This is a genomic window from Spiroplasma endosymbiont of Dilophus febrilis, from assembly GCF_964030685.1.
In the GTDB taxonomy this organism is placed as follows: domain Bacteria; phylum Bacillota_I; class Bacilli_A; order Mycoplasmatales; family Nriv7; genus Nriv7.
Map to the genome: position 1 here is coordinate 528,326 of NZ_OZ034912.1, position 26,088 is coordinate 554,413.

28 protein-coding genes are annotated in these 26,088 nt (G+C 26.5%); 1 reads left to right on the forward strand and 27 read right to left on the reverse strand.

Annotated elements, in window-relative coordinates:
* Window positions 1–92 precede the first annotated feature (92 nt).
* The 20 genes from AAHF53_RS02800 to AAHF53_RS02895 form a co-directional block, all read right to left on the reverse strand.
* The gene (locus tag AAHF53_RS02800) at window positions 93–1,436 is read right to left on the reverse strand and encodes a hypothetical protein (RefSeq protein ID WP_342189401.1); all 1,344 of its coding nucleotides are present in this window, start codon (window positions 1,434–1,436) and stop codon (window positions 93–95) included.
* A 16-nt stretch (window positions 1,437–1,452) separates the two neighbouring features.
* Window positions 1,453–2,400, reverse strand: coding sequence for a DNA polymerase III subunit delta (gene holA / locus AAHF53_RS02805; RefSeq protein WP_338968181.1), 948 nt, complete (start codon window positions 2,398–2,400; stop codon window positions 1,453–1,455).
* 28 nt (window positions 2,401–2,428) lie between these two features.
* Window positions 2,429–3,196, reverse strand: a complete 768-nt coding sequence (locus tag AAHF53_RS02810; RefSeq protein WP_342189402.1) for a ComEC/Rec2 family competence protein — start codon at window positions 3,194–3,196, stop codon at window positions 2,429–2,431.
* Window positions 3,197–3,212: 16 nt separating this feature from the next.
* Window positions 3,213–4,523, reverse strand: coding sequence for a ComEC/Rec2 family competence protein (locus AAHF53_RS02815; protein WP_342189403.1), 1,311 nt, complete (start codon window positions 4,521–4,523; stop codon window positions 3,213–3,215).
* Window positions 4,514–5,083: a hypothetical protein gene (locus AAHF53_RS02820; RefSeq protein ID WP_342189404.1), complete on the reverse strand. Its 570-nt coding sequence runs from the start codon at window positions 5,081–5,083 to the stop codon at window positions 4,514–4,516. The genes AAHF53_RS02815 and AAHF53_RS02820 overlap by 10 nt, the downstream gene beginning before the upstream one ends.
* Before the next feature lie 63 nt (window positions 5,084–5,146).
* A complete protein-coding gene (locus AAHF53_RS02825) occupies window positions 5,147–7,765 on the reverse strand; it encodes a valine--tRNA ligase (RefSeq protein WP_425289528.1) in 2,619 nt (872 codons plus the stop codon).
* Between the two features lie 68 nt (window positions 7,766–7,833).
* Window positions 7,834–9,978: a cation-translocating P-type ATPase gene (locus AAHF53_RS02830; protein ID WP_342189406.1), complete on the reverse strand. Its 2,145-nt coding sequence runs from the start codon at window positions 9,976–9,978 to the stop codon at window positions 7,834–7,836.
* 26 nt (window positions 9,979–10,004) lie between these two features.
* Entirely contained in the window at window positions 10,005–10,589 is a 585-nt protein-coding gene (gene yihA / locus AAHF53_RS02835; RefSeq protein WP_342189407.1) for a ribosome biogenesis GTP-binding protein YihA/YsxC, read from the reverse strand.
* 730 nt (window positions 10,590–11,319) lie between these two features.
* Complete coding sequence (locus AAHF53_RS02840) at window positions 11,320–11,778, reverse strand: hypothetical protein (RefSeq protein ID WP_342189408.1); 459 nt, start codon at window positions 11,776–11,778, stop codon at window positions 11,320–11,322.
* A gap of 188 nt (window positions 11,779–11,966) precedes the next feature.
* Complete coding sequence (locus AAHF53_RS02845) at window positions 11,967–13,844, reverse strand: hypothetical protein (RefSeq protein ID WP_342189409.1); 1,878 nt, start codon at window positions 13,842–13,844, stop codon at window positions 11,967–11,969.
* Window positions 13,845–14,109: 265 nt separating this feature from the next.
* The gene (locus tag AAHF53_RS02850; protein WP_338967669.1) at window positions 14,110–14,463 is read right to left on the reverse strand and encodes a hypothetical protein; all 354 of its coding nucleotides are present in this window, start codon (window positions 14,461–14,463) and stop codon (window positions 14,110–14,112) included.
* A complete protein-coding gene (locus AAHF53_RS02855) occupies window positions 14,429–14,986 on the reverse strand; it encodes a hypothetical protein (RefSeq protein ID WP_338967670.1) in 558 nt (185 codons plus the stop codon). The genes AAHF53_RS02850 and AAHF53_RS02855 overlap by 35 nt, the downstream gene beginning before the upstream one ends.
* 87 nt (window positions 14,987–15,073) lie before the next feature.
* Window positions 15,074–15,322 carry a hypothetical protein gene (locus AAHF53_RS02860; protein WP_338968622.1) on the reverse strand — a complete coding sequence of 83 codons (249 nt, stop codon included), beginning with the start codon at window positions 15,320–15,322 and terminating at the stop codon, window positions 15,074–15,076.
* 2 nt (window positions 15,323–15,324) lie between these two features.
* Window positions 15,325–15,609 (reverse strand): hypothetical protein, encoded by a 285-nt coding sequence (locus tag AAHF53_RS02865; protein ID WP_338967674.1) that lies wholly within the window; start codon window positions 15,607–15,609, stop codon window positions 15,325–15,327.
* Window positions 15,610–15,615: 6 nt separating this feature from the next.
* Window positions 15,616–16,599, reverse strand: coding sequence for a hypothetical protein (locus AAHF53_RS02870; RefSeq protein WP_338967675.1), 984 nt, complete (start codon window positions 16,597–16,599; stop codon window positions 15,616–15,618).
* Between the two features lie 24 nt (window positions 16,600–16,623).
* The gene (locus AAHF53_RS02875; protein WP_338967677.1) at window positions 16,624–16,866 is read right to left on the reverse strand and encodes a hypothetical protein; all 243 of its coding nucleotides are present in this window, start codon (window positions 16,864–16,866) and stop codon (window positions 16,624–16,626) included.
* Between the two features lie 164 nt (window positions 16,867–17,030).
* Window positions 17,031–17,261 carry a hypothetical protein gene (locus tag AAHF53_RS02880; RefSeq protein WP_338967679.1) on the reverse strand — a complete coding sequence of 77 codons (231 nt, stop codon included), beginning with the start codon at window positions 17,259–17,261 and terminating at the stop codon, window positions 17,031–17,033.
* Window positions 17,262–17,264: 3 nt separating this feature from the next.
* On the reverse strand, window positions 17,265–17,426 hold the full coding sequence (locus tag AAHF53_RS02885; RefSeq protein WP_339023857.1) for a hypothetical protein: 162 nt from the start codon (window positions 17,424–17,426) through the stop codon (window positions 17,265–17,267).
* Window positions 17,426–17,647, reverse strand: coding sequence for a hypothetical protein (locus AAHF53_RS02890; protein ID WP_342189410.1), 222 nt, complete (start codon window positions 17,645–17,647; stop codon window positions 17,426–17,428). Before AAHF53_RS02890 ends, AAHF53_RS02885 begins: the two co-directional genes overlap by 1 nt.
* A 2-nt stretch (window positions 17,648–17,649) precedes the next feature.
* The gene (locus AAHF53_RS02895) at window positions 17,650–17,976 is read right to left on the reverse strand and encodes a hypothetical protein (RefSeq protein ID WP_338967683.1); all 327 of its coding nucleotides are present in this window, start codon (window positions 17,974–17,976) and stop codon (window positions 17,650–17,652) included.
* A 499-nt stretch (window positions 17,977–18,475) separates the two neighbouring features.
* Between AAHF53_RS02895 and AAHF53_RS02900 the strand changes: the two genes are divergently transcribed.
* Window positions 18,476–19,261: a hypothetical protein gene (locus AAHF53_RS02900; RefSeq protein WP_342189411.1), complete on the forward strand. Its 786-nt coding sequence runs from the start codon at window positions 18,476–18,478 to the stop codon at window positions 19,259–19,261.
* A gap of 47 nt (window positions 19,262–19,308) precedes the next feature.
* On the opposite strand, the gene ffh is transcribed toward AAHF53_RS02900, so the two are convergent.
* The 7 genes from ffh to AAHF53_RS02935 all read right to left on the reverse strand — a co-directional run bounded on the left by ffh (window position 19,309) and on the right by AAHF53_RS02935 (window position 26,077).
* Entirely contained in the window at window positions 19,309–20,649 is a 1,341-nt protein-coding gene (gene ffh / locus AAHF53_RS02905; protein WP_338968504.1) for a signal recognition particle protein, read from the reverse strand.
* Between the two features lie 120 nt (window positions 20,650–20,769).
* Window positions 20,770–21,111, reverse strand: a complete 342-nt coding sequence (locus tag AAHF53_RS02910; RefSeq protein ID WP_342189412.1) for a hypothetical protein — start codon at window positions 21,109–21,111, stop codon at window positions 20,770–20,772.
* Window positions 21,112–21,137: 26 nt separating this feature from the next.
* Window positions 21,138–21,848 carry a hypothetical protein gene (locus AAHF53_RS02915; protein ID WP_342189413.1) on the reverse strand — a complete coding sequence of 237 codons (711 nt, stop codon included), beginning with the start codon at window positions 21,846–21,848 and terminating at the stop codon, window positions 21,138–21,140.
* Window positions 21,812–22,603, reverse strand: a complete 792-nt coding sequence (locus tag AAHF53_RS02920; protein WP_342189414.1) for a hypothetical protein — start codon at window positions 22,601–22,603, stop codon at window positions 21,812–21,814. Before AAHF53_RS02920 ends, AAHF53_RS02915 begins: the two co-directional genes overlap by 37 nt.
* A gap of 207 nt (window positions 22,604–22,810) precedes the next feature.
* Window positions 22,811–24,346, reverse strand: a complete 1,536-nt coding sequence (gene rny, locus AAHF53_RS02925) for a ribonuclease Y (RefSeq protein WP_342189415.1) — start codon at window positions 24,344–24,346, stop codon at window positions 22,811–22,813.
* Window positions 24,347–24,551: 205 nt separating this feature from the next.
* Window positions 24,552–25,571: a recombinase RecA gene (gene recA, locus AAHF53_RS02930; RefSeq protein WP_342189416.1), complete on the reverse strand. Its 1,020-nt coding sequence runs from the start codon at window positions 25,569–25,571 to the stop codon at window positions 24,552–24,554.
* A gap of 50 nt (window positions 25,572–25,621) precedes the next feature.
* Complete coding sequence (locus tag AAHF53_RS02935; protein WP_342189417.1) at window positions 25,622–26,077, reverse strand: CinA family protein; 456 nt, start codon at window positions 26,075–26,077, stop codon at window positions 25,622–25,624.
* Window positions 26,078–26,088: the final 11 nt, after the last annotated feature.

Sequence of the window (26,088 nt, forward strand, 5' to 3'; positions counted from 1 at the left end):
TATTAAAGAAACTAATTAACTAATTAACAAAAAAGAGTGTTAGTTAGCACTCTTTTTTGTTGTCTTACTTGTTTTTTGACTAGCAATAAAAACTATAAATCATGCTTTTTATTATTTTCATCCTGCTTTTCAGCTTCTAAAATTAAATCTTGGTCAAATAATGATGCATCAATAACATACGATTCACCTTTTAATGTTGCCTGCAATGCTTTTTGATATTCCAAATCCGCTTGCATTAACTTATCACGATCCAAACGAGGATTAATGGAAAATACAATAAAAATTAGTAATATCGGAATAATAGCAATACCAGCACCCACAATTTTTAAAACCCGATAAACTTGAAAACTAGAACTACTTCAAATTTCCTCTAAGACACTATCAACATTATGAACTTGATCAAAAGCATTTTTAAAAAACTGAACAAACGAATTATAAGATAAAAATCCAAACACACCATAAATAGAATTAAAAAGAATAGCAATAATGGCAAATATTAACATCATTGGTTGCATTCGATGTTTATCTCTTAAAAATTGTGGTTTTTTAAAGAAAGAATAAGTTAACATTGCATAAGTTAAAATTTCTAAAATTATACTTCACATTGACAAATTTCAAGCAATAGACGCTGGCCGAAAATTAAAACTTTTTGGCTCAACTAAATTATCTTTTAAAATAACATCAGTTAACTTAATTTCAGCAACAAAACCATAAACATTAATACCAATAACAATAGCCAACAAAAACATAAAAACATAACTTAAAACCCTTTTAAAAAACGGCATTGCTTTAGGTTTACCAGTATATGGATAAAAACCTTGATTATTTGCCGGATGAGTTGGCAATTTTAAACCTTGCAAATTAAGTTGTAAATTTTGCAAATTAATTAACTGTTCATTAACTTTTTTTTGCGAATCAGCCTCAGTTGCTTTTTCGCCACTATCTTTTAAAATTTGAGAATTATTATTAGAAATTTGTTCAGAATTATTATTCTGACTAGTTACTAAAACATTATCGTTTTTTAATAATTGCTTTTGTAAATTTGAATCAATATTTGATAATTCTTTAACAATATCAAGAGAAATCACTGTTGGTGTAACCAATTCTTGTTTTGATATTTGAAAAATATTAAGAATATAAGTTTGTAAAAAATTACAATCATTCTCAATAGTTTCTAAGGTTAAATTATCATCTTTAACAATTTTTATTTCTTCATCTCTTAAATCAGCTAATACTTGCACAAAACTTCTCGCATAGCGTTGCCCTTCATAATTAGCGTGATGCTCTTGTTCTAAAAATAAAAGACTATTAACTAATCGTAAAAAATAAGTATAAAATTCATCATCCTTAATCACTTTAAGTTTCAATTTAGAACTTTGTAAAATATTAACTAATAAATTAACAATATTTTCATAAGTATTTTTGCTATTATTCATTAATAAACTCACCCTCTTACAATTGCAATAAAAACATCTCAAAGCCAATATTTTTATTAACATGACTTCTTTTTATATTATAATCTAAATTACTTAAACTACCTAATAAATAATGAATTTGTTGATCATCAATTTTTAAAAGATACTTTCAAAGAATTTTTAACCGAAAAGGATTAATAGTCATTTTTTGACAAATAGTATTAAAATCATAATTCCTTTGTTGATAAATTTTAATATCACGAATCGTCCTCAGTTGATTAGCTAACAAACCAATAATTGCCAAAACATCTTGATTACTATTTTTAAAATCATAGTATCGTTGCCATATTTGTGAAATATCACGAACAATAAAAGCATTAGCTAAATCAAAAATATTACTATCTAAATAACGACTAACCAAAACATCAACATCTTCCAATATTAATGAATTACTATAATTAACCAGTTTATTTAATTCATTAGCAATAATTTGCAAACTATTAGGTAATCTTTCTAATAATAAATTTAAACCCTCATTAGTAATTTCAGTATTATGCTTAACAAAATAATTTTGAACAAACATTTTTAACTGACTATCATTTAATTCTTTAACAACTAAAACTTTACCTGTTTTTTCAATAACTTTAATAATTTTTTTTCGTTGATCAATATTAGAGCTGTTAACAACAAAAAATATCTCAGTAAATGGTGCGGGATTTTCACAATATTTAAGTAAATTTTTAAATTGTAAACTACTTAATTGATGCTCACGAGAAGAAGTTAAAAACCAACAATCTTCAATAATAACAATTTGTTTATTGTTAAATAATGGTGGCATTGAAATAACTTGTAGTATTTCATCAATATTAGTATTTATCATACTATACTTTAAAATATTCATTTGTTGATCTTTATTAATAACATTAATTACTTTTTGAATTTGTTTATTAATAAGAAATTTATCACTACCGTAAATTAGAAACATTTTATTCACCTTTTAGAATTATATAATATTATTTTATTAATGTTGATATAAAATGTTGATAATTTTTCACATTATAAATTATTGTTTGATTATTATTTGTTGTATAAATATTATCACAGTTTTGTTCCAATCGTTGCATTACTAGTGGATGGGGCAAATTGCGATTATTAGTTTTTTTAGTAGAAATAATACAAGTTTCAGGATTAATAATTTTTAAAAATTCATCACTTGTTGAACTATTACTCCCATGATGTGCAACTTGAAACAAATTAATTTTTTGTGGCAAAATATAATTTAATAATTTTTTCTCACCACTTTTTTCTAAATCACCTGTAAGCAAAAATTTATGGCGCTGATACTCCCAAAACAAGACTAACGAGCGATTATTTTCATCTTGCTCTTTAATTTGTTCATAATAATTAAAAGCTCAATTATCAAATTTAAATCCATTAATATTATATGTTTTTTGCATTAATTTATTAGTATATATATTTCTAATATATAAATTTTGCTGTAAATATTGCAAATTATTATTATGATCTTGATGATTATGACTAATAAACACAGCATCAAGAGTATTAATACCTTCTCGTTTTAAATAATCTAAAATTAATGAATTATTTTTATTCAAACTATCAATTCCCGCATCAAAAAGAATATTTCCTTGATTATGAGGTAATTTTATTAAAATACTCAAAGCATTACCAACATTTAACATTTGCACGGATAATGATGAATTTAAATATGGGACCAGCATTCAATATCCTCATACACAAACATATCCCAAAAATGCCATTATTTTTCCAACATAATTATTTCACCCATAGCAAAGCAAAATAACAATAACATAATATATAAAATAAAATCACACTGGCATTTCTGTTAAATGGAAAAATATCGTTGTTGAAACTAAAAAATAAGTAAATATTAAAATTCCTTGATAAAGATAATGTAAAAAAAAACAATAACGGTTTAATTCAAATAATAACAAGAAAAAAATAATAAAAAATTTGAACTAAACTACTAAAAATAATTTGATGAACTAAAAATAATAAATTAATATGACCTTGCATATATATCGTTATTGGCAAAGTAATAATACTAATAGTTAATTGCGTAAATAATAACTTCATAATTTTATTAAAATTTCAACAAATTTGATTAACATAAATTATTATTAAACTAATTAAAAATGAAAATTGCCAATTAGTTTGATAAAGTACCAAGGGATTCATTATCAGAAAAAAACAACAAACTACTGCTCATAAATCTAATGATGAAATATTTAATTTAAAAATTTTATTAATATATGAACCTGTTCAATATAACAATGCTCTTAATGCTGATAATTGTCAATTTAATAAATAAACATAAAAACTTAATCAAGCAAAAATAATACTATTTCGCAAAATACTTTTTTTAATTAACTTACATAAAACCCAACGCAATAATGTTATTTGTAAATTAATATGAAAACCACTAACTACTAATAAATGACTAACATTTAATTTTTGTCACATTGCTAATAACTCAGAATGATTATCAGAATAATTTTGCAAAAGAAAAAAATCTAACAAATTATTATAATCATACTGTTGTAATCATTTTCAAATATAATTTCGTAATGTGAACACTTCATAATGAAAATACTGCTTATTAGTTAATTTAATTTCACCAACAATATGCTTACCATAATAATCTCAACCCCAATTATATTGATGAAAATTATTAATTGCTTGATGCTTAAATATTATGCCTTTAATTTTAACTTGATCAGCAATATTTAAACTAATATTAAAAAAATATTTTTTTATCATTAAATATTTTTTTTGATATTCAACAACATAATAATTACGATATTTTTGAACAACTTTAACAGTTAATCATTGCTCAGAACTATTATTTTCAAAAACAACAGTTTTAATTACTAGTAAAAAAATTAAGACAATAAATAAGAAAATAACAATAAAAAAGAAATATTTTCAATAAAATTTCATATTATTATAAAACACAAATCCTAATGATGCTACGCCTGTTAATAACAACGAATAATAACTAATATTTGTTATTAACAACAACCAGCAAATAATCAAAATGATTGTCGGAAATATTTTTAAACTCATATTAACTGCAAAATAATTTCATAATATTTATTTAATTTACTATCCTGTAAATATTTCTCTAAAGTTGGTCACCGAACTTCAATGGGTAAAGAAGATAATAAAATATTCACAATGTCATTAATAATGCGTCGCTCTAACTTTAAAATACCTTGCAAAAAAGACACAGTAATATCTTCAATATAAACTTTAGCAATGTCTTGCGAAAATGGTTCTAATTCAATAGTAATATCATTGTAAATAACTTGTAATAATTTTTTTGCTGCCAAAGGCTGAAAATAATACAACGGCACTTGATAATAAAAAATGATGTCCACTAAGCGCTGTTTATTAATTTTTTGTTCATTTTTACTAATACTAATCTTTTTTGGCAAAATATTTCTTAGCAACGGCAAGTTATTTTTGACTAAAAAATTAATCTCAATACTTGATTTAGTAATAATATTTGGTTGTGGTTTTATGATATTAATATCAGCATTAATAAAAAAATGCGATAATAAAAATCCCATTAAAATAAGAATACTTATTATAATAGCAAAAATAATAATTTTAGTTTTCTTCATTTTTTCACCCGTAATTAAATTACTTATAAAACAATGAATTTCCTTTAAAATATTTATTAATAACTAAGATAAAATGTCTTGTAATTTTTTTTGCAATTGTTTATATAATTCTTCATACTGTTCATATTTATGCTTTTCAGCATTAACTTTTGCAATTGGTGCCTTATTTAAAAACTGTTCATTATTTAATATTGTTTTACTTCGTTCTAACTCATAATGAATATCTTGTAACTGTTTTTGAATAAATAATTCTTGTTCTTTTTTATTAATTGTCATATCTAAAAAAACATCAATTGTTCCATCAATTAAAGGAAGCGCGATTGTTTGTCCTAAATGAGATATTTTCTTATTAATAGTTGTCATTTGACTATTAGTTAACTTTTCCAAAAAACCATTAATTTCCTGAGCATACTTCTGATAATCTTGATTATCAGAATTTAAATTAAAATTCAAAGCAATGTGATGTTTAATATTTCTTGTTGCCCGTAATTCTCTAATAACTGTTGTAATATTAATAACATTAACTAAATAATTTACGGGAGCAATATTTTCTAAAACTATCGGATATTTTTCTTCCATAATTGATTTTTCATTATTAAACATCTTTTGATAAATTTCTTCAGTTACAAAAGGAATTAAAGGATGCAATAAAATAATAATTTGCTTTAAAAGATAAAATAAGACTTGAATTGATGCCACTTTAGTTTTAGGATTTTGTAAATTACTTTTTGATAACTCAATATATCAAGAGCAAAAATCATCTCAAACAAAATTAAAAAGATATTTACCGCTAACAACAAATTCATATTTCTCCATATTTGCTTGCACTTTTTCAAGAACAAAATTAAAATTATTTAAAATTCAATAATCAACAGCTTCTAATTGTAAATCCAAAATATTATTCACTGGCTTAAAATCATCGGCTAAATTTAAAAGCACATATCGGCTCGCATTTCAAAGTTTATTAATAAAATTTCACGAAGAACGAACTTTAGTAATACTAAATCGTAAATCTTGCCCCGGAGTACTATTAGTTAATAAAAAAAATCGTAAACTATCAGCACCATACTCAGTAATAATATCCATTGGATCAATCCCATTACCCAAAGATTTTGACATTTTTCTTCCTTGTTCATCACGAATTAAACCATGAATTAATACCGCTTTGAAAGGTTTTTTATTAACTAAATATAATGATTCAAAAATCATCCGACTAATTCAAAAGAAAATAATATCATAACCAGTAACTAACAAGGAATTTGGCAAATATTTTTCAAAAAATAATTTATCATTATTTTGTTGCGCAAATATTAAAGGTCACAAAGCACTAGAAAATCAAGTATCTAAAACATCACTATCTTGTACTCATTCTTCTTTATTAGGTGGCGTTATGGCCACAATAATTTCCTTAGTATCTTGATGATATCATACTGGCAATTGATGACCCCATCACAATTGTCGGGAGATACATCAATCCTGAATATTTTCCAACCATTGATCTAAAATATTTGCAAATCTTGATGGATAAAACAAAATCGCATCAGCACTATTTTGTAATTTTAAAGCTCTGTTTACTAATGGCTGCATTTTAACAAACCATTGTTCTGATAAATATGGTTCAATAATAGCATCACTGCGTTCTGAATATCCTACTTGATGAACAAAATCAGCAATTTTAACAACTAAATTTTGTTTTTCTAAATCACCTATTAACTGTTGTCGACAAACAAAACGGTCTAATCCCTCATATTGTAAAGCTGTGGCATTCATTATGCCACCAGAATCCATACAAATAATTAAATCCAAATTATGTCTTTTAGCAATTTGATAATCATTAAAATCATGAGCAGGCGTACATTTCATTATTCCTGTTCCAAGTTTCATTACAATGTATTCATCAGCAATTATCGGAATTCTTTGTTTATTAACCGGATTAATAACTTCTTTATGAAGATACTTTTGATAACGAACATCATTAGGATGAAAAACTAAGGCTTGATCAGCAAACATCGTTTCTGGTCTTGTTGTGGCAATTGTAATCATTTCATCACTATCTACTAAGGGATAATTAAGATAATACATTTTACCTTGAACTTCTTTATAAGTTACTTCCATATTTGATAACGCTGTTTTTAATTGTGGGTCTCAATTAATAATTTTTTTGCCACGATAAATTAAACCATCATTATATAATTTAACAAATGTTTCATTAACTAATTGATTAACATCACTATCTAAAGTAAACTTCTCATAACGATAATCTAATGCTAATCCTAATTTTGCTCATTGCTCACGAATTATCTGAGCATATTCATCCTTTCACGAATTAACTTTAGTAATAAACTGATCACGAGAAAAACTAGTAATCCGTTTTTTCTCTTCATCTCATATTCTTTCAGCAACTTTTACTTGGGTAGCAATTCCCGCATGATCCATTCCTGGAAATCAAGTAACACCATAACCAGTTAAAATTTTATAACGCGCCATAACATCTTGTAAAGTATTATTCCAAGCATGACCCAAATGTAATTTACCAGTAATATTAGGTGGAGGCAAAATCATACTAAAAACAGGTTTATTATTAATATTATCAGCACTAAATAATCGTTTTTCTAGTCAATAATCATACTTACCATTTTCTACTTCAAAATGCTCATATTTTTTACTTAATGATTTCATTAATTCTCTCCTACTTATTTTCAATAATTATATCAAACATTAAGAAATATAAAAAATGATACTTAATTAATCTAATATTTAATCTTTTTTCAACGATAATATAATGAATTTAAAACAACAGTAAGATCAGAAAATGCCATCGCCGCGGCTGCAAAAATTGCAAATTCAAAATTAGGAATTGATATTCAAAATCAACCAGATAACATTGCTACTGGTAAGGCAATAAGGTTATAACCAAATGCTCACATAAAATTAGTTCAAATAACCCTTCTTGTTTGCTTCGTTAACACAATCGCTTTATAAATATTTAAAACATCAGGTTTAATGATAATAATATCACTAAGATTAACTGCGATTTCCGCTCCTGTTCCCATCGCAATTGATAAATCAGCTTGTTGTAAAGCAACACTATCATTAACACCATCACCAACAAATGCCACTTTTTTACCTTGTTTTTGCAATTTCTTAATAATATTAGCTTTATCTAATGGTTGAATATTAGCAAAGTAATGCTCAATACCAATAGCAGTAGCAACTCCTCTAGTAATAACTTCATTATCACCACTAATCATATAAACTTCAATACCTTCTTGCTTCAACTTAGCAACCGTTTTAATCGCATTTAACTTAATCTGATCCTCTAACACAAATAAAGTTACAATAACTTTATCAATTGCTAACCCCAATACCAATTGATTAATTTCTTTGCTTTTTTCAACAATTCTTTGTAAAGGAACTGCTAAAACAAATTTTTTTTCTAATAATTTAGTAACCGAAGAAATCGTAACTCGCTGTTTATTACATAACCCTTGAATGCCAAAACCAATAGTTTCTTTCACATCCGTCAAGGATACTTTACTAATATTATATGCTTCTTGGTATGCTTTAAAAGCAGTAGCAATTGGATGCGCTGACATATTTTCTAAACTCACAGCAAAAGTAATATGCTTTTCTTCGCCATAAATAGCCTTAATACTTAATTTGCCATCAGTAACAGTTCCGGTTTTATCAAAAGCAACAATATCAATTTGATTAATTTTTTCAAAAGCATGAACTTTATTAAAAATAATTCCTTCTTGGGTTGACTTTGCAATTCCCACAGTTATTGCTAAAGGTGTTGCTAATCCCAAAGCACAAGGACAAGCAATAATTAATGTTGAAATTGCAGTTTTAATAGCAATACCATAAGGATCAGACATAATAAATGATAAATCAAATAACGGTAAAATAAAAGCATAAACTAAAAAAACTAATAATGCTAACCCTAAAACAAAAGGAACAAAAATCGCCGCAATCTTATCAGCAATCTTTTGTAAATTGGTTTTTTGTTGTTGCAATTGTTCTACTTTATTAATAATACTTGCTAATATCGTTTCATTACCAATTTTTGTTGCTCGCATTATAAAAGCTTCACCTGCATTAGCAGAACCACCAATTAATAATTCACCAGTCAATTTTTTTACAATTTGACTTTCACCTGTAATTAATGAATCATTAATATATGCTAACTCGCCTATTAAAACACCATCAGTAGGAATTTTATCACCCTTTTTAACTAATAACTGATCATCAATTTTAATATCAATAGCAGCAATTGTTGCATATTTATTATTTTCTTTAAAAATAGTCGCCTCTTTTACTTGCAACGACATTAAATCTTGTAAGCCATCAATCGCACGATTACGAACTATTTGCGATATTGCATCGCCGACTAAAACAAAAGCTATAATTGAAGCCCCAATCTCAAAATACATATGTTGAAATTTATTATCAATCATCATATAATTCATTAATTGTTGATGACTAATTCCTTGAAATAAACCAATAATATGTTGCTTACCATATGGTGAATATTGCAACATCAAAACAATTAAATAAATACTATAGATAAATGCCACCAAAGACGACAAAATGATTAATGAATACATGCCGACTCGTCGTTGTTGAAACAATTCTTGATATCAGGCTTTATAAAAATTAAATCCTAAAATAAACTGGACAATACTCGCAAGCATTAATTGAATAATTGGATTACCAAAATATACTGCCAATGGATTTACTTTACCCATTGATATTCACATCGGAATAACTAATAAAATAGCAAAAACTGAGCGTAAAATTTCTTTGATTTCAAATCAACGATGTTGTTTATCAGTATGTGTTAAATGCATCTGATGACAAAGATTACTATTTGACTTGATCTTTCTTAATTTCATTATAACTCTACCTCTAAACTTAGTTTTTAAATATATTCAGTAATTTTTTCAAGAACAGCATCATAACCCATTTTACTAATACTTGATGTTTTAATAATGTCAATATCATTAATAATCAGCAATGTTTCTTTAATTATTTTTTCTTGCTTGCTAATATCATTTTTCTTTAGTTTATCTAACTTCGTAGTAACAATGAGAATATTAATATTTCGTTCTCGTAAAAAATTAAACATTAATAAATCATCCGCATTAGGAGTTCGTCTTAAATCTAATAATAAGATTGCTAACTTTAAATTTTTTCGCTCTAATAAATAAGTATCCATCATTTTAACAAATTGTTTTTTAATACTCTTACTTATTTTTGCAAAACCATAACCGGGGCAATCAACAAAACGAAATTCATTATTATTAATAGCAAAAAAATTAAGCATTTGTGTTTTACCAGGCGAACTAGACACCTTTGCTAATTGTTTATTGTTACATAAAGAATTAATAAATGTTGATTTTCCAACATTACTTCGTCCTAATAACAATACTTCACTAATCTCATCATCAATTCATTGTTCCTTATTAATAGCACCTTTAAGAAACACACTCTTAGTAATTTTCATTGTTTTCACCACTTTTATTTTCTAAAACTAAAAATGAAATAATTTTTAATTTTATTAAAATTTTACCTTGTGCTTAAAATTTTATCGTATAGAATAAAAATATGCAACTATTTAGTTTGTAAGGGTCGCGTTTAGTTTTCTTAGGTATTTTTTAAAAAAGAAAAAATAGTCATTTACTATAAATTATTTCAATATGCAAATTAAGTATATATTTCTTATGTATGATTTTTGTTGTAAAAAATTATTTTAATGTTGTTTTTATAAGCATTTTACTTAGTTTTTATAACCTTTTATTAAGAATATGTTTGTTAATATTAAATATTTTGTTTTATTAATTATTTTTCAAGTAAAAAGGTAATAAATTTTTAGTTGCTTTTCTTTCAAAATTATTCAAATCTTTACCCACCTAACAAAACTTTATGCGCCCGTTTGTAAGGGTCGCGTTTAGTTTTCTTAGGTATTTTTTAAAAAAGAAAAAATAGTCATTTACTATAAATTATTTCAATATGCAAATTAAGTATATATTTCTTATGTATGATTTTTGTTGTAAAAAATTATTTTAATGTTGTTTTTATAAGCATTTTACTTAGTTTTTATAACCTTTTATTAAGAATATGTTTGTTAATATTAAATATTTTGTTTTATTAATTATTTTTCAAGTAAAAAGGTAATAAATTTTTAGTTGCTTTTCTTTCAAAATTATTCAAATCTTTACCCACCTAACAAAACTTTATGCGCCCTCATTGGCATATCTTTCATTTTTATCTCATTCTTGTACTTTCATTTTTATGGTTTTTAATTTTTTATTTTGATATGATAAAAAATTTTTATTTTCTCAATATCTTGGTTCACTGTTTTTTTCTCAATTTAAATCATATTCTAATGATTTTAATATCGGTATTGTAATCTTGTCATTTTTATCAACATAAAATTCTCAATCATTAAGTTTCATTCGCGGAGGCAAGTTTTTGGGCATAAATTCATTTTCTACATTAACTTTTATTTCTCATTTTTGATTTCACTTGCTGTTGTCATCTTTTGATGATTTAAGTGTTAATTTTGATTTTTTTAAGTTTAAGTCGTATGACTCATTCTTAATTTGTAATATTGGTTTATTTTCTTTTTTAGAACACCCGACTATTGGCAATGTTGTCAGCCCCAAAAGAGCTATTATATTTAAAATTTTCATAAATTTAACTCCTTCATTTTATTTTTTCAATAGACTTGGTACATAACTATAACATTTTATGTATATTAGACTATAAAATTCATTTTTATCTTTGTATTTATCTAACATTTGTGCTTCACCTAGGAAATAATATTATCAAAATAGTAGATAAAATTAAAGGCTATGTACCAAGTCTAATATATATATAATTATACAAAAATTCTTAATATCATTAGAAAAATGGCAAAACCGATTAAAAATTGAAAGGTATAGTAAAAAGCTGGTACCGTTTTAAAAACTGGAAAAATGGCGGTTGAAAAGTTAACTGTTGCTTTTGCAATAATTGCTAACGGTCGCAAAATCGTGATGATTTGTGAAGCTGTGAGTATTCAGTTTATCATTTTGATACCAGCATTTTGAATGGCACAACCAATATCATTAAAGGTTGGTATTCATCGTCCAGAATATTTGCAATTTGCTGGTGGAATTAAATCGTCTCATTCACTGTTATTTGAGCCATCAGGGATAAAGGCTGTTGAATTTAATACATTAAAGTCATAAATTTTAAAATTGTAGTTAGAGATATTCCCTTTGTGATAAAGTGGAAAAGTTAAGGTAAAAATGTTAATACCATAGCGAATATCAATATCGGTATTTAGATAATTAATACTGTTAGCGGTTTTGTTGGTTGGCAAGGCAATGAGTTTATTATCATAAGATTTAAGGACATTAAAATCAATTTGATAAATGCTATTGGTGTTGTTAATAGCATTGTAATTATCTTGGTGCATTTTTTTGTCAAAAGTAAAGAAATAACTTCTTAGTAATAATTCTGAGTTTCCTATAATATTTACTAAGTATTTTTTGGGATAAAAGGTAATTAATGAACGATAAAAGAAACCGATTTGAATAAAGTAATCCTTCTTATAGTTTTCTACACCCTTAAAATCAATTTCGGTATGAGTTTTTTCGTCCATATCAAAAGTCGCATAAAATAAACTAGCAAAGAAATTGCCAAGAATTTCATAGATTTCGTTAAAAACATTTTTGTAATCGCTATTGTTAATACTAGGAATGTTGTTTTTAAAATATAGGTAAATATCATTTTTTAAATCGGGGTCATAGCGTAGAAAACTAAATCTAACATTGAGGTAATTTAAGGTACCAAAAAGATATTTAATTAGGTAATAATCGTTAGAATTCGTAGTGCCATATTTTCAGATTTCATTTTCACCGTGTAGCAATTGTAAATACTTATTTCCAGCAATTAGAGTTTTGTTAAATGCCTTAATTTTCAAAACATTCTCATTTACTACATTTTTATCACTAGAAGTTTTATGATAAAAATAGCTCTCGTTTTTAAAGCCATAATTTTTAATCGTAAATTCTTTGTAATAACCTTTTTCTAGGGTGTCAATGAAATTAAATACGGGCGTTCAATAGAGATACGAGTAATTAAATTTATCAAAATCACCACGGTGAATCATTAAGTAATCAAGATTATCAACAACATCGTTATAGTTATAGTTGCCATCAAATTTGGTGGTTTTTTCTGGTAAATCAATATCAGTCGAGGGTTTAATTTCTGATTGTGCGTTAAATTCTAATATTTTTCATTTGGCATATCTTTCATTTTTATCTCATTCTTGTACTTTCATTTTTATGTTTTTTAATTTTTTATTTTGATATGATAAAAAATCTTTATTTTCTCAATATCTTGGTTCACTGTTTTTTTCTCAATTTAAATCATATTCTAATGATTTTAATATTGGCAGTGTGATCTTGTCATTTTTGTCAACATAAAATTCTCAATCATTAAGTTTCATTCGTGGAGGCAAGTTTTTGGGAATAAATTCATTTTCTACATTAACTTTTATTTCTCATTTTTGATTTCACTTGCTGTTATCATCTTTTGATGATTTAAGTGTTAATTTTGATTTTTTTAAGTTTAATTCGTATGATTCATTATTTTGCCTTTTACTTCTAATTAGTGATTGTGCTGTTGATTTGTCATTATTAATGTTTTGTGGAATGGTAAAAATGTTATTGAAACTAATAATTAACACGGTAAATATTTTCATAAACATTTTTATCGCTCCTTTTTAAAATATTTTATTTTTCATTATTCTTTTAGCTTTAATCTTTTTTAATATAAAACGAATTAAGCAGTTTGCTATTTCTGTTATGGTTACTCATACTAATGAATAACCTATAATCATTAACTTACCAATTGCTCCAAAATTTTTAATAAATTGTTGCAAATTTTCAATATCTGTATGTAATAATAAAACTATATTTAAAGATATGAATATAATGTAATTAAGTATTATTCATCAATATTTTTTTAAAGAATTAATGAGTTTGTTTGATTTCATTTTTCAAGGCTCTTTTTGCTTTAATTTTCTGAACAATCAAGCGAATTAATTTTTCAAATTTAAGTGCAAAATATATTGCTCCGCCTCATCAAAAAACAAATATTCCTGCGAGCATAATACCACTATTGAACTTGCCAAAGAATTTAACCATTTCTTCACTCATAAAATTATTAAATTCGTCACTTGTTCCAGTTATTCATTTAGCATCGCTTACTGTTAATGCACAAATTAATAAGCTTATAAAGATAAAAATGATACTTAACACTATTTTTAACCACTGCTTTTTAAAAGAATTTTTAATTCTTAATTTTAATGGCATTTTTTCTTTCATTTTTAAACTCCTTTAATTTTCTACAAACAATTTGCTTAGGCAAAACATTATGACAAATATAAGCAGTTTCACTTGGTGGATTTTTGCAAACTATACCATTATAAGTAATAAATTTTATTCTTTTATCAAAAACTAATAACTCACACTGATCTATTTTTTCTCTAATTGGTTTTAATGCAATACTTACTAATGGTATTAACATCGCAAACGGTTTGCCCAAATTAAATAAATGTTCTATTACTTGCTTTCTTTTACTAAACGGAGGGTTAGAAATAATATAATCATATCTATCCACATCACTTTTAATGTAATTAAAGAAATCAATTCCATCATCAATATGACTATTCCAAACTTTATGCCCATTTCTTTCTAAAACACATACAAATTTACTATCAATTTTATCAAAAGGGCATAAAATAGTACTATTAGGTTTTAAAAATTCTAAAATTGGTTTAACAGCATATTCCTGTGTATATCATTCATCATTAACATTAATTTTATTTAATAAATTAGAATTTAACATAATTAACTATTAATTCCTTTCTTTGTCTTTCTAATTTGTCATTCTCTATTTTTTTAATTCTTGTTTTTTAGTTCATTTCTTCATTTTTTACCTACCTTTAATCACAATAAATAAAGCAACAAGTACACAAGTGACGCCAAGAATAGTAAAAATTGGGTGTTGCGAAAATGTTCGTGCCATTGGTTTAAACAGTTCTAAAATTGTTAAATTGCTGGTAATAAATTTTTGGAAATTAGCAAGACCTTCGCTAATATAGTTCGTTAAAGTTTCAAAATGACTACCAGCTAATAACCCAAGCACAGTTATTAAGATAAAAATAATAATTAGTTTAAACATTTTTAGTTACCTTGTTTTGTTTTTATTGGTTTTATTTGTTTTTTAGCTTTTCCTCACACACTTAAACGCCCCTTATTTTTAACAGCATATTGGCGTTGTTTTTCTAAATTAACTTGTTGACTACCAAATCCAAGAATAATTGCCATAAGAAATTCTACAGCCAGTGTTAAGAATAAAGGAAATATTAGTTGAATATTTGTTCCCGGCACTTCAAGACTTCAAATTAAATCAAAAACTTTATAAAGCATTTGGGCGAGAAAGTCGGCCATTTTTGCGAGATTTTCCATTTTTTATTATTCCTTTTCTTTCATTTTTCTTAAAAATTTGCTAAATTTATCCATTTTTAAGTATTCTAAGTCTTCTAAATCAATTGCTGTGTCATTATAGTATTTGTCTTCATAGTCAGGATTTACTTTTGAATTTAAGTAATCTCTTAAAAACGCTAGGTAAAAAGAATTGTAAGTGTTAAGTATTGGTAAAGGAATTTTTAATTTAAAAAAATAAATATCAAGTTCAGGAATATCACGATATTTAATACGGCGACCTTTTTTGCTATTTTTTGCATCAATTAAGGTGTTTCGTCAGCGTTCATATTCTTCAATGCTCGTAAAGGTACCATAGATGACTTTTAAGTAGGGGCGAAAAATATTAACTGGTTTTTTACGAATTCCCACAATCACATTATTGGCAATATCACGAACTTTAACTCAAATATGTTTATCTCTTTGACCGCTAGCAAGCACAATATGACCAAAATGGCGTGCCAGAGCGAAATATTCTTGAATACCGGTTTCTTCGTTTTTGGTATTATTTTTTTCTCAATCGGTTCCTTCTAAAAATAAATTGGTTTCATCTCATAGCAGTAATGTTTTGTCTGGCAATACCGGATAATCAAAGTCTAATAATCCCATATGTCCTAAACTTAATTTTTGGGTTTTTAGTAATGGAAATGTTGAGGCGATGTGATATTTTTTCTTTTTTAGTAATTTTGATGCGTACGCTAGAAAAGCGGTTTTTCCAGTTCCTAATGAACCAATCACAATATTTAATGGTGAGTTTTTTAAGAAATTAATAACTTTGTTAATTTGTGTTAAATTACTTATTTTAAAAAGAAAAATTAAAATACAACCTGCTAAAAATAAATAGCTTACAATGTTTTTAAAATAACCGTTGTAAATATATCAAATTGCTCCCCAATGTCATAAAATTAAAAATGAGGTGCGATTTAATTCAATAAAATGGTTATTTTTTTCTATTATTCATTTGCAAAATTTCATCTTGCACCTCACTTTATTTTTTTATTAGCGTACTGCTCCAAGTAGTTTTTCAAACATTTTAAAGCAAATAAAGAATATTGCCAAAATAAATGGAAAAATGAAGATTCAGTAGTCAGCAAAGAAGTTACCGACTTGTGGCATATTAACAGCAATAATTTCTCACATTTTAGTAAACGCTGTTATAATCGCATTTCACAATTTGGTCATCGCGTCACTAGCTGTTATTTTTGTTACTGCTGGTGTATCGGCCAAGAAAGTTCCAATCATATAATCACCCCCTTTCTTTTTAAAACATTCACATTTATATTTAAAGTTTTTCTTAAATTTGTTAAAACCGCGGTTAACCTTAACATGATTGTATTTTTTCCTAATTAATTTTGAATTTCTTTGTGAATGCATCACAATGTAACTCCGCGACATTACTTTTGTCTCTATCTAAATACTGATATGGTTTTTCAAAGTAGCATTAGAATAAATCACACCATAATCGCTGTTAATAATCAAAAAGCAATGTTTGCTATTAAAAGTCAAAGTGTTTCTTGGGTTAAATCAATTTCTTTACCACCACTAATATGAGCGGGAATAGTTGTAATTTGAATAAATAAATCTCAGAAAGTTTGTTTAATTTGTTCTCAATTAAATTCTTTTAAATTTACTGTCATTTTTTATCTCCCAAAAATCATTTTTATTGGTAAATACATAATTGAAATTAACGCGAAAAGAAAAGTAATGATAATAATTAATCCGGCAATAAAAGCAACTTGTGCAGGCATTTTTTCTATCGGAACAAACAGTTCTAAAAATTCCATAATAATTTTTCAAAACATTATTTTTTATTCTCATTATTTTCTTTTGAATTAGGAGCTTTAACTCATTCTTCAAAGCGGGCAATAAATACTTTTTCGTCTTTTGTAAAATTACCAGTATTATTTTTAATGGCATTTTTATATTTAATTCGCATTTTTATTTTGGCATAAATTTTATAAGCAAAATATGCCAATAGCATTATGCAAATGATAATAAATATTATTCCAATCGCAATATTCATTTTTAATCTCCTTTAAAATAGTTATAATTTATATCTTTTTTGTTGTTTTCTTTTTCGGCAATGAAGAAGCCTAATAATTCTTGTCCCTTAATTAATTTGGTTTCTTTTTCTTTTTGATTAATTGAGATTACTTGATATTTACTATCTTTTATTATTCCAATACAAATTGAATTTTCGTATTTTCCTTTATAAACAAATCGTTTTGGAAACCAAATGCCGATTTGTTCATTAAATCACGGTATTTTTGGTGCTTTAATAAGCATTGCGTTTTGCGTTTCTTTTAAGAGATATTTTTTAGTATTTAAGAAAATGTTTTCAATGTTTTTCATAATAAATTACCTTTCTTATAGATAAACTAAGTTATATTAACTAAGTTAACTAACTTAGTTTTTTAAACACTTATATATCGCAGATTTAAGTGTTTAACAAGCTTTGTTATTAAATTTTGTTTTTTTAATTAGATAAATATTTTAATAATTTTAAACTTAGCATACCCCTATTTAGAAATTTCTACACTTTAACATCCGCATCCTACCCTTGGAACTAATTTAATAGCGTGTATATTTTTAGGAAATCCACCCATTCATTTTTTTATTGCAAAACGAAACAAATTGCTATAGCTAATAGGGTGTTATCTATTAACTGGTAAACTTCTTTTGGTTATGGCGACCACCCACAATTTATCGTGCTTTAATACATACCAACATTATTAATTCACTTGTATTTAATTTTCAAAGAACAAATTTTTAACACCTTATAAAATAAAAAGACAATCATTACTGACTGCCTTAATACTTATTCAAATATTTTCCTACCTAAGAAAACTTTATGCGCCCATATTGAGATACTAAAGGATGATTAAACAATGAAGAAAGTAATCAATTAACTTTTAAATTTAAGAAACACTTAAATATTAATTTGGAGCAAGCAGCCAAATATATTAAACCAATTGATAGCGCCCAAGCATCATTTAATGAATGATCGCCCATAACAAAAACTACGGAAACAATCCGATTAGATTATCAAAAAGGTAATGCTTTTTGCTCTAATCATTACTTAACTTTTAATAGCACCGTAGATAAATATCCCATATTAAATAAAGAAAAAAGTGATTTTCTATATTATACTAATGGCAATGAAATGATACCAAGATTTCGTAATAACTCCATAACAAAACAACTATGATGAAACGAAATAAAATTTTTATTTATTACCAAGTTAGTTTTCACACCTTATCTAGAAAGTAAAAGCGATTGAACACAACAACAAGCTGATAAATGAATAGCAATGTATAAAGAATACGCTCAATATATTTTTGCTGGTAAACCTGTAATGAATTCACCAATGGATTTAGTTAACCCTTGTGCCTTTAAATTAGATAAAACAAATCAAAATAATGAATTTATCTTAACAATAAATCCTAAAACATATAACCCATGAGGTAATGAAAAAAAATCGACAACACTACCGCATTGAGGATTTAGTTTTGGGATTACATCCAAATATAATGGTTCAATGACCGATTTAATTTATCAAGGACGCACCATACTAACTAATATTAGTGATGCTAATTTATCTTCGGAAATTTTAAAATACTTACTTTCAAAAAGATAATCGTGACAAAAAGAATTTCTAATTCTTAACTAAGGATTAGAAATTCTTTATCTTTTAAACTTACTAAAATCTGGCATTCTTCCTGATTTAATTTGTTTTGCCATTGCATCAACACTTTTTTTAGCTTTTTCAAATTGATTTATTAAATTATTAAATTCTTTTTCATTTCGTCCCGAACCTTTAATAATCCGATTTTTTCTTTTTAAATGTTTTAAAAGTCGTGGATCTCTTCGTTCTTTTTTAGTCATTGAATCTAATAATGCTCTTGTAACTAATAGTTTACTTTCAGCACCTTCAATTTTGGCATCACTAAGATTATTAACCCCAGGCATCATTTTAATTATTCCTGAAAGTTTACCCATCTTTGACATTTGTTTCATTTGATTAGCTAAATCATCTAAATCAAATTGTCCCATCATCATTCGATTCATTGTTTTCTGAATTGATCTTTCATCAACAACATCTTGAGCTTTTTCAAATAAACTTTGAACATCGCCCATCCCTAAAATTCGGTCAGCCATTCTTTCAGGATAAAAAATATCTAATGCTTCAACCTTTTCTCCTGTACCAGCAAACATAATCGGAATTTTAGTTAAATGACTAATAGAAAGTGCCGCTCCACCACGAGCATCACCATCTAATTTAGAAAGAATTGTTCCTGTTAAATTAAGATATTGATGAAATCGTTCAGTAACATTAATTATTTCTTGTCCTGTCATCGCATCAACAACAATAAGAATTTCTTGGGGATTAATATTTTGTTTTAAATTAGATAATTCATCCATTAATACGCTATCAATATGCAATCTTCCTGCTGTATCAACAATAACAACATCAAACTTATTTTCCATTGCATAATTAAGAGCATTGTTAGCAATTTTAACAACATCTTTTTCATTATCCAATGAAAATACAGGAATGTCTAATTGCTTACCTAACGATTTTAACTGCTCAATGGCGGCTGGCCGATACACATCACAAGCAACTAACAAAGAATTCTTATGATACTTTTTTCGTAATAAATTTGCTAACTTAGCTGTTGTGGTTGTTTTTCCACTTCCTTGTAACCCCACCATCATAATAACTGTTGGTCGTTTATTAAGATTCAATAAATGTTCTTTATGTCCCATAATACGAATTAACTCATTATGAACAATTTTAATTAACATTTGTTCAGGTTTTAAACCTTCAAGAATAAACTCTCCCTTTGCAAGATCACGAACATTATTAACAAATTCTTTTACCACATTAAAATTAACATCAGCCTCTAATAAAGCAAGTTTAATTTCACTTAAAGTAGCTTCCATATTTTGTTCTGTTAAAGTTGATGTCTTAATATTTTTCTTAATAGCTTTAGTAATACGATTCGCCAAAAAATCAGTAAACATTTTTATACCCCATTTATTTATAAATTTTAACTTCGCTAATAATTATATCATATGTAATAAGAAATTTATAGATATCGTAGAAAAGAGAGAATTTATATTCTCTCTTTTCTGCTCTTTAAATTATGAATTGTTTCTAGGTTTTGTTTTAACTAAAAAATTAATCTTTTTATCACTATCAGAAATAATATCACGAGAATTTTTTTCTCTTAATTGAAATAATACCGTAACTTGCCCAAAACTTTTACCAGCAGCCGTTATTACTTTATCATTTCAATCGCTTTCATTAGGAACGATTAATAATTCATAATTGCCTTTATAAATATCTTTTGTTTTATTTTGTAAATAATTTATAAACTCAGACATAGTTGCAAGAGGTTCATTAATCATTGTTTTATTTTCAGGAAATATCCTTCCAAGTTCTGAATGAATATAATCTTTTATTTCTTCACCTGTTGAAGCCAAGACCTTAACAGTAATAGTTTTTGTTTCTAAAATTTCACAATTATATGAATTGCTTGAATTTTAACTTGGACATCATAATCACTAATATAAACTTTTTTTCAATCTAAAACTTCATATTTTATCTTAACACCAACTGGTGGCATTTCCGTAACTAAATTTCTAACTACTTGTTCAATATCTTGCTCATTTTTATAAGCACGAGTTTCAGCAATACTATTAAACTTATTTAAATAGTTACTTACTTCGTTTTTAATTTTTTCACTACAAGTAATCGCCTTAACTTTAAGCTTAACTTCACCAACCTCAGTAGTATTATTCATTGCTTTAACAACAACTTCTAAGTCAACATTTGATAATTCACTAGTAGCGACTAAATCTCAATGCAAAACTTTACTAACAATTGTAATTCCTTTTGGCGGTGAAACATCAACTAATTCTTTAATGGCTTCCATAACTTCATCTTCATTATGATAATATTTAGGCACATCAATATTTTTAAACTTACTTAAATAAGATTTAATCGCACTTTTTAATTCCTTAACTTTCACATTAACTTGAATAGTATTAATTTCTTTACCATCCTTTATTGCTTTAACAATAACTACGGCATCAAAACTTCCAGATACATAGGGGTCTTTTCAATTTAACACTTCATATTCTATCGTAATATTATTAGGAACTACAGCAACAACGGAATTTTTTACAGCTTCAATCACTTCTTCTTTACAAAATAACAATTTTCTTCAAGAATATCTTTAAAATTATCCAAATAATTCTTAATCGGTTCAAATAAACCCCATACCTTAACAACAATATCCTTTGTTTTAATTAAAACTGTATGATGTAATATTGATATTTTTACTTTCAGCGCATAAAAAACCGTTGGTTCTGTTTGCATCACTTGCTCTCAATCATTATTATCAATTTCAATATTAACCCTTAAATCATTTTCTTTATTATTAGGTATCTGTTGCTGTAATGCATATGTCATTTCTTTAATTGAATGATAATGAAAGACATTCTCAATAGTTTTAAACTTATTTAAAATATTACTAGCTTCGTTATCTAAAACCCGACGATGCTTTTCATTAATAGTAATTTTCCTTTCAATTTTAACTTCGGTTTTATTTTTATCAATCGCTTTTCCTTTTAAAATAACATTAACATTAATGACATCAACATCCTTCAAAACCATAATATTATTACCTTTTAATTCAATCGTAACATCACTAACATATAAAAATAATAATCCCGCAATACAATCTGATAACTTTTTGGTAATTAAATTAACAATATTATCGCCAACAATAGTTTGTTCTAAAAACAAAGGGTTAAGAACTTTATTTGTTAATTCATTAGTTGCTGCCGCAAGCTTCGCATTTTTTATTTTAAAATTGTCATCATTAAAACTACCTGTATTACAACCAATTATTGTGCTTATTGGTGTAATAATAAAAGTAAAAGTTAGTAACTGCTTTAAAATTCTATTCATTTAAATCAACACATTCCCTTCATATAACAAATAAAAAGTAATTAAAATTATACTATTGATAATAATACTTTTATAGATAATTTAATAATTACTTTTACTTGCTATTATTTTAATCACTTTAAAATAAAAATACAAGCATTTAACCACTTAATATCAAAAAGGAACAACATCATCATAAATTGTTCCTAATTATTTTATTATTTAATTTTAACGAGCAACCTCATTAGCTCTTAATTCTCTAATAACAGTGATATGAATATCGCCAGGAATGGTAATTTCTTTTTCAATTTTAATTTTCACATCATGAGCAATTTTATAAACCTTAGCATCACTAACCTTACCAGGATCAACAATAATTCTAATTTGTCTTCCAGCTTGAACAGCATAAGATTTTTGTACCCCAGGAATTGATTGACAAATTTCTTCAATTTGTTGCATTCTTTGAATAAACTCTTCTAAAGAGTTATTTCTTGCTCCCGGTCTAGCTGCCGATAAAGTATCCGCTGCCATTACTAAAACCGCATAAATACTTTGCGGACTAACCTCACCATGGTGCGCATGAATAGCATTAATAATTAGCGGGTGTTCACCATATTTTTTTGCTAATTGCACCCCCAAATTAACATGCGAACCATCCATTTCATAATCAATTGCTTTACCAATATCATGTAATAAACCCGCTCTTCTTGCTAATTTTTCATCCAATTCTAACTCAGCAGCCATTGTTCCTGCCAATTTTGCTACTTCAATACAATGCTGTAAAGCATTTTGACCAAAACTAGTACGATATCGTAATCTTCCAAGATAATAAACTAATCCAAGCTTCATATTAGTAATTCCTAAGTCATTAAGTACCTTTTGTCCAGTTTCTTGAATTAAAGTTTCCAACTCATCTTGGGTTTTCTTTAAAACTTCTTCAATTCTTATTGGTTGAATTCGCCCATCGCGCATTAATGAATTTAAAGTTCGAACCGCAATCTCTCGTCTAATCGGATTAAAAGATGCCACTTGAATCACTTCTGGAGTATCATCAATAATAATATCAACACCTGCCGCTTGTTCAAGAGCCTTAATATTTCTACCTTCTTTACCAATAATTCGTCCCTTCATTTCATCATTAGGTAACTTAACAAATGCTGTTGTTTTTTCAGCAACAACATCATGGGCATACTTTTCAATAGCAACAGCAATAATATTGTCAGCAATATTTTTTGCTTTAATTTTAGCATCATTTTCACGATTTTTAATTAACTGTCCTAACTCTAAATCAAGTTTCTCCTCTAATTCCTTAAACAAAACTACTTTTGCTTCTTGTTGACTAAGTCCCGCAACTTTTTCTAATTTCAAAACAATTTTGTCTAACTTATCATAATAGTTTTCTTCAATTTTTTTAATATTATCTTTTTTTTGAAGAATTTCACGATATTGAGATTCCAACACTTCTTCGTGTTCAATAATATTTTTTTCGCGTTTCATTAATAAGGCTTCATAATTATTACTTTGACTTCTTCTTTGTTCTAAATCCATTGCTACTTCTTTTTTCATTTGCGCAATTTCTACTTTGATATCTGCCTTTGCTGATTGAATAATATTTTTTGCTTCTCGTTCTGCTTGCTCCAATTTTATTTGACTCTTTTTATCATTACTAGTACGAACAAAATACTTAATTAACAGACCAACGCCAATGCCAATCGCCAATGCCAAAAAAATTCCAACCAAAAGACCGAATTCTAATTTACTCATAAATTTTCCTTTCTGAATAGTTAATTTTCTTTTCAAATTATTAATAAAATTTAATTTTTTTTTTTTAAATAATAGATAATTAGTTTAAAACATTACTTTAATGTTTACCTATTAAATAATATCATTTTTTAATAACTAATTAAATACCAATATCAAGATTAAAAAACAAAAAGCAAGTCTTTGTTAAAAGACTTGCGATTAAACATTACTTAACAGTCTGTAATCACTCAGCAACATTACAATGCAACTGTTCTTGTAAATCAACATTAGCAATAAAAAATTCTCTAACCTTATCACGACCTAAACCAAGTTTCTGCTCACCATAATTATATCAAGAACCATTTTTTTGCAAAATATTAGCCTTTAAACCTAATGAAATCAATTCTTCTAACTTACATATTCCCCGATCAAAGTAAATATCTAAAACTGTCATTTGAAAAGGAGCAGCAACTTTATTTTTAACAATTTTAACTTTAGTTTTATAACCAACCAATTGATTATTAAGCAGAATTTGTTCACTTCTTCTTAATTCAACTCGTAATGATGAATAAAATCTTAATGCTCTACCTCCGGGGGTTATTTCTGGATTACCAAAAATAATTCCTACTTTTTCTCTAATTTGATTAATAAAAAAAACCAAACAATTAGTTTTAGCAATATATGAATTTAACTTGCGTAATGCCTTTGACATTAATCGCGCTTGCGCACCAATTGTTTGATCAGACATTTCACCATCTAATTCAACTTGGGGAGTTAATGCTGCCACAGAATCAATTACAATCAAATCAATAGCATTTGATTTAACAAAAACTTCTAATATCCCTAACGCTTGCTCACCTGAATCTGGTTGAACAATTATTAATTGTTCTAAAATAACACCAATTTTTTGAGCATAATTTGGGTCTAACGCATGTTCTACATCAATAAAAGCCGCTTTACCATTACTCTTTTGAACTTCACTAATGGCATGTAATGCCAAAGTGGTTTTTCCTGAAGATTCAGCACCATAAACTTCAATAACTCGGCCCCGAGGATACCCACCAATCCCAATTGCCATATCCAATAATAAACTTCCCGAACTAATGACATTATCTTTGGATGGCAGTTTTTTATTCATATCTACAACCGCATCCCGACCATATTCTTTAATAATTGTTTGTAATGCTTGTTGTAAAAGTTCTTCGCGATTAATAATTTCGGTAGTATTTGTTTTATTTTTTGACATTTTCTTACCTCCACTAAATAAATTAACAAAAAAAATAAACTTTTCCTAGTTTATTTTAAATTTTCTTTAATTAATTCTTTAGTTAATTTAACACATTTATTAATAATTTGTTTGCGATTTCCCGATAATTGATATTCATAAACTAAACATTTGTTATTATAAGCCAATGCAATATATACTAAACCTAATGGCTTATTTTCATGATTTTCAGGACCAGCATTACCAGTAAAACTAATTGCCATATCACTATCAAATAAATTTTTTGCGTTTTGTGCCATTTCAATAGCTGTTTCAACACTAACAGCACCAAATGATTGTAAAGTTGTTAACTGAACTCTTGCTAAATGAACTTTAGAATGAGCACTATAAGCTATTAACCCACCACGAAATACTTTACTAGCTCCTTCCGTCTTAACTAATGCTTCACTAAAAGCTCCTCCTGTAATACTTTCACAACTACTAATGGTTAAATTTTTCTTTTCTAATAATTTAACTAAATCGTGCAACTTTTTTTCCT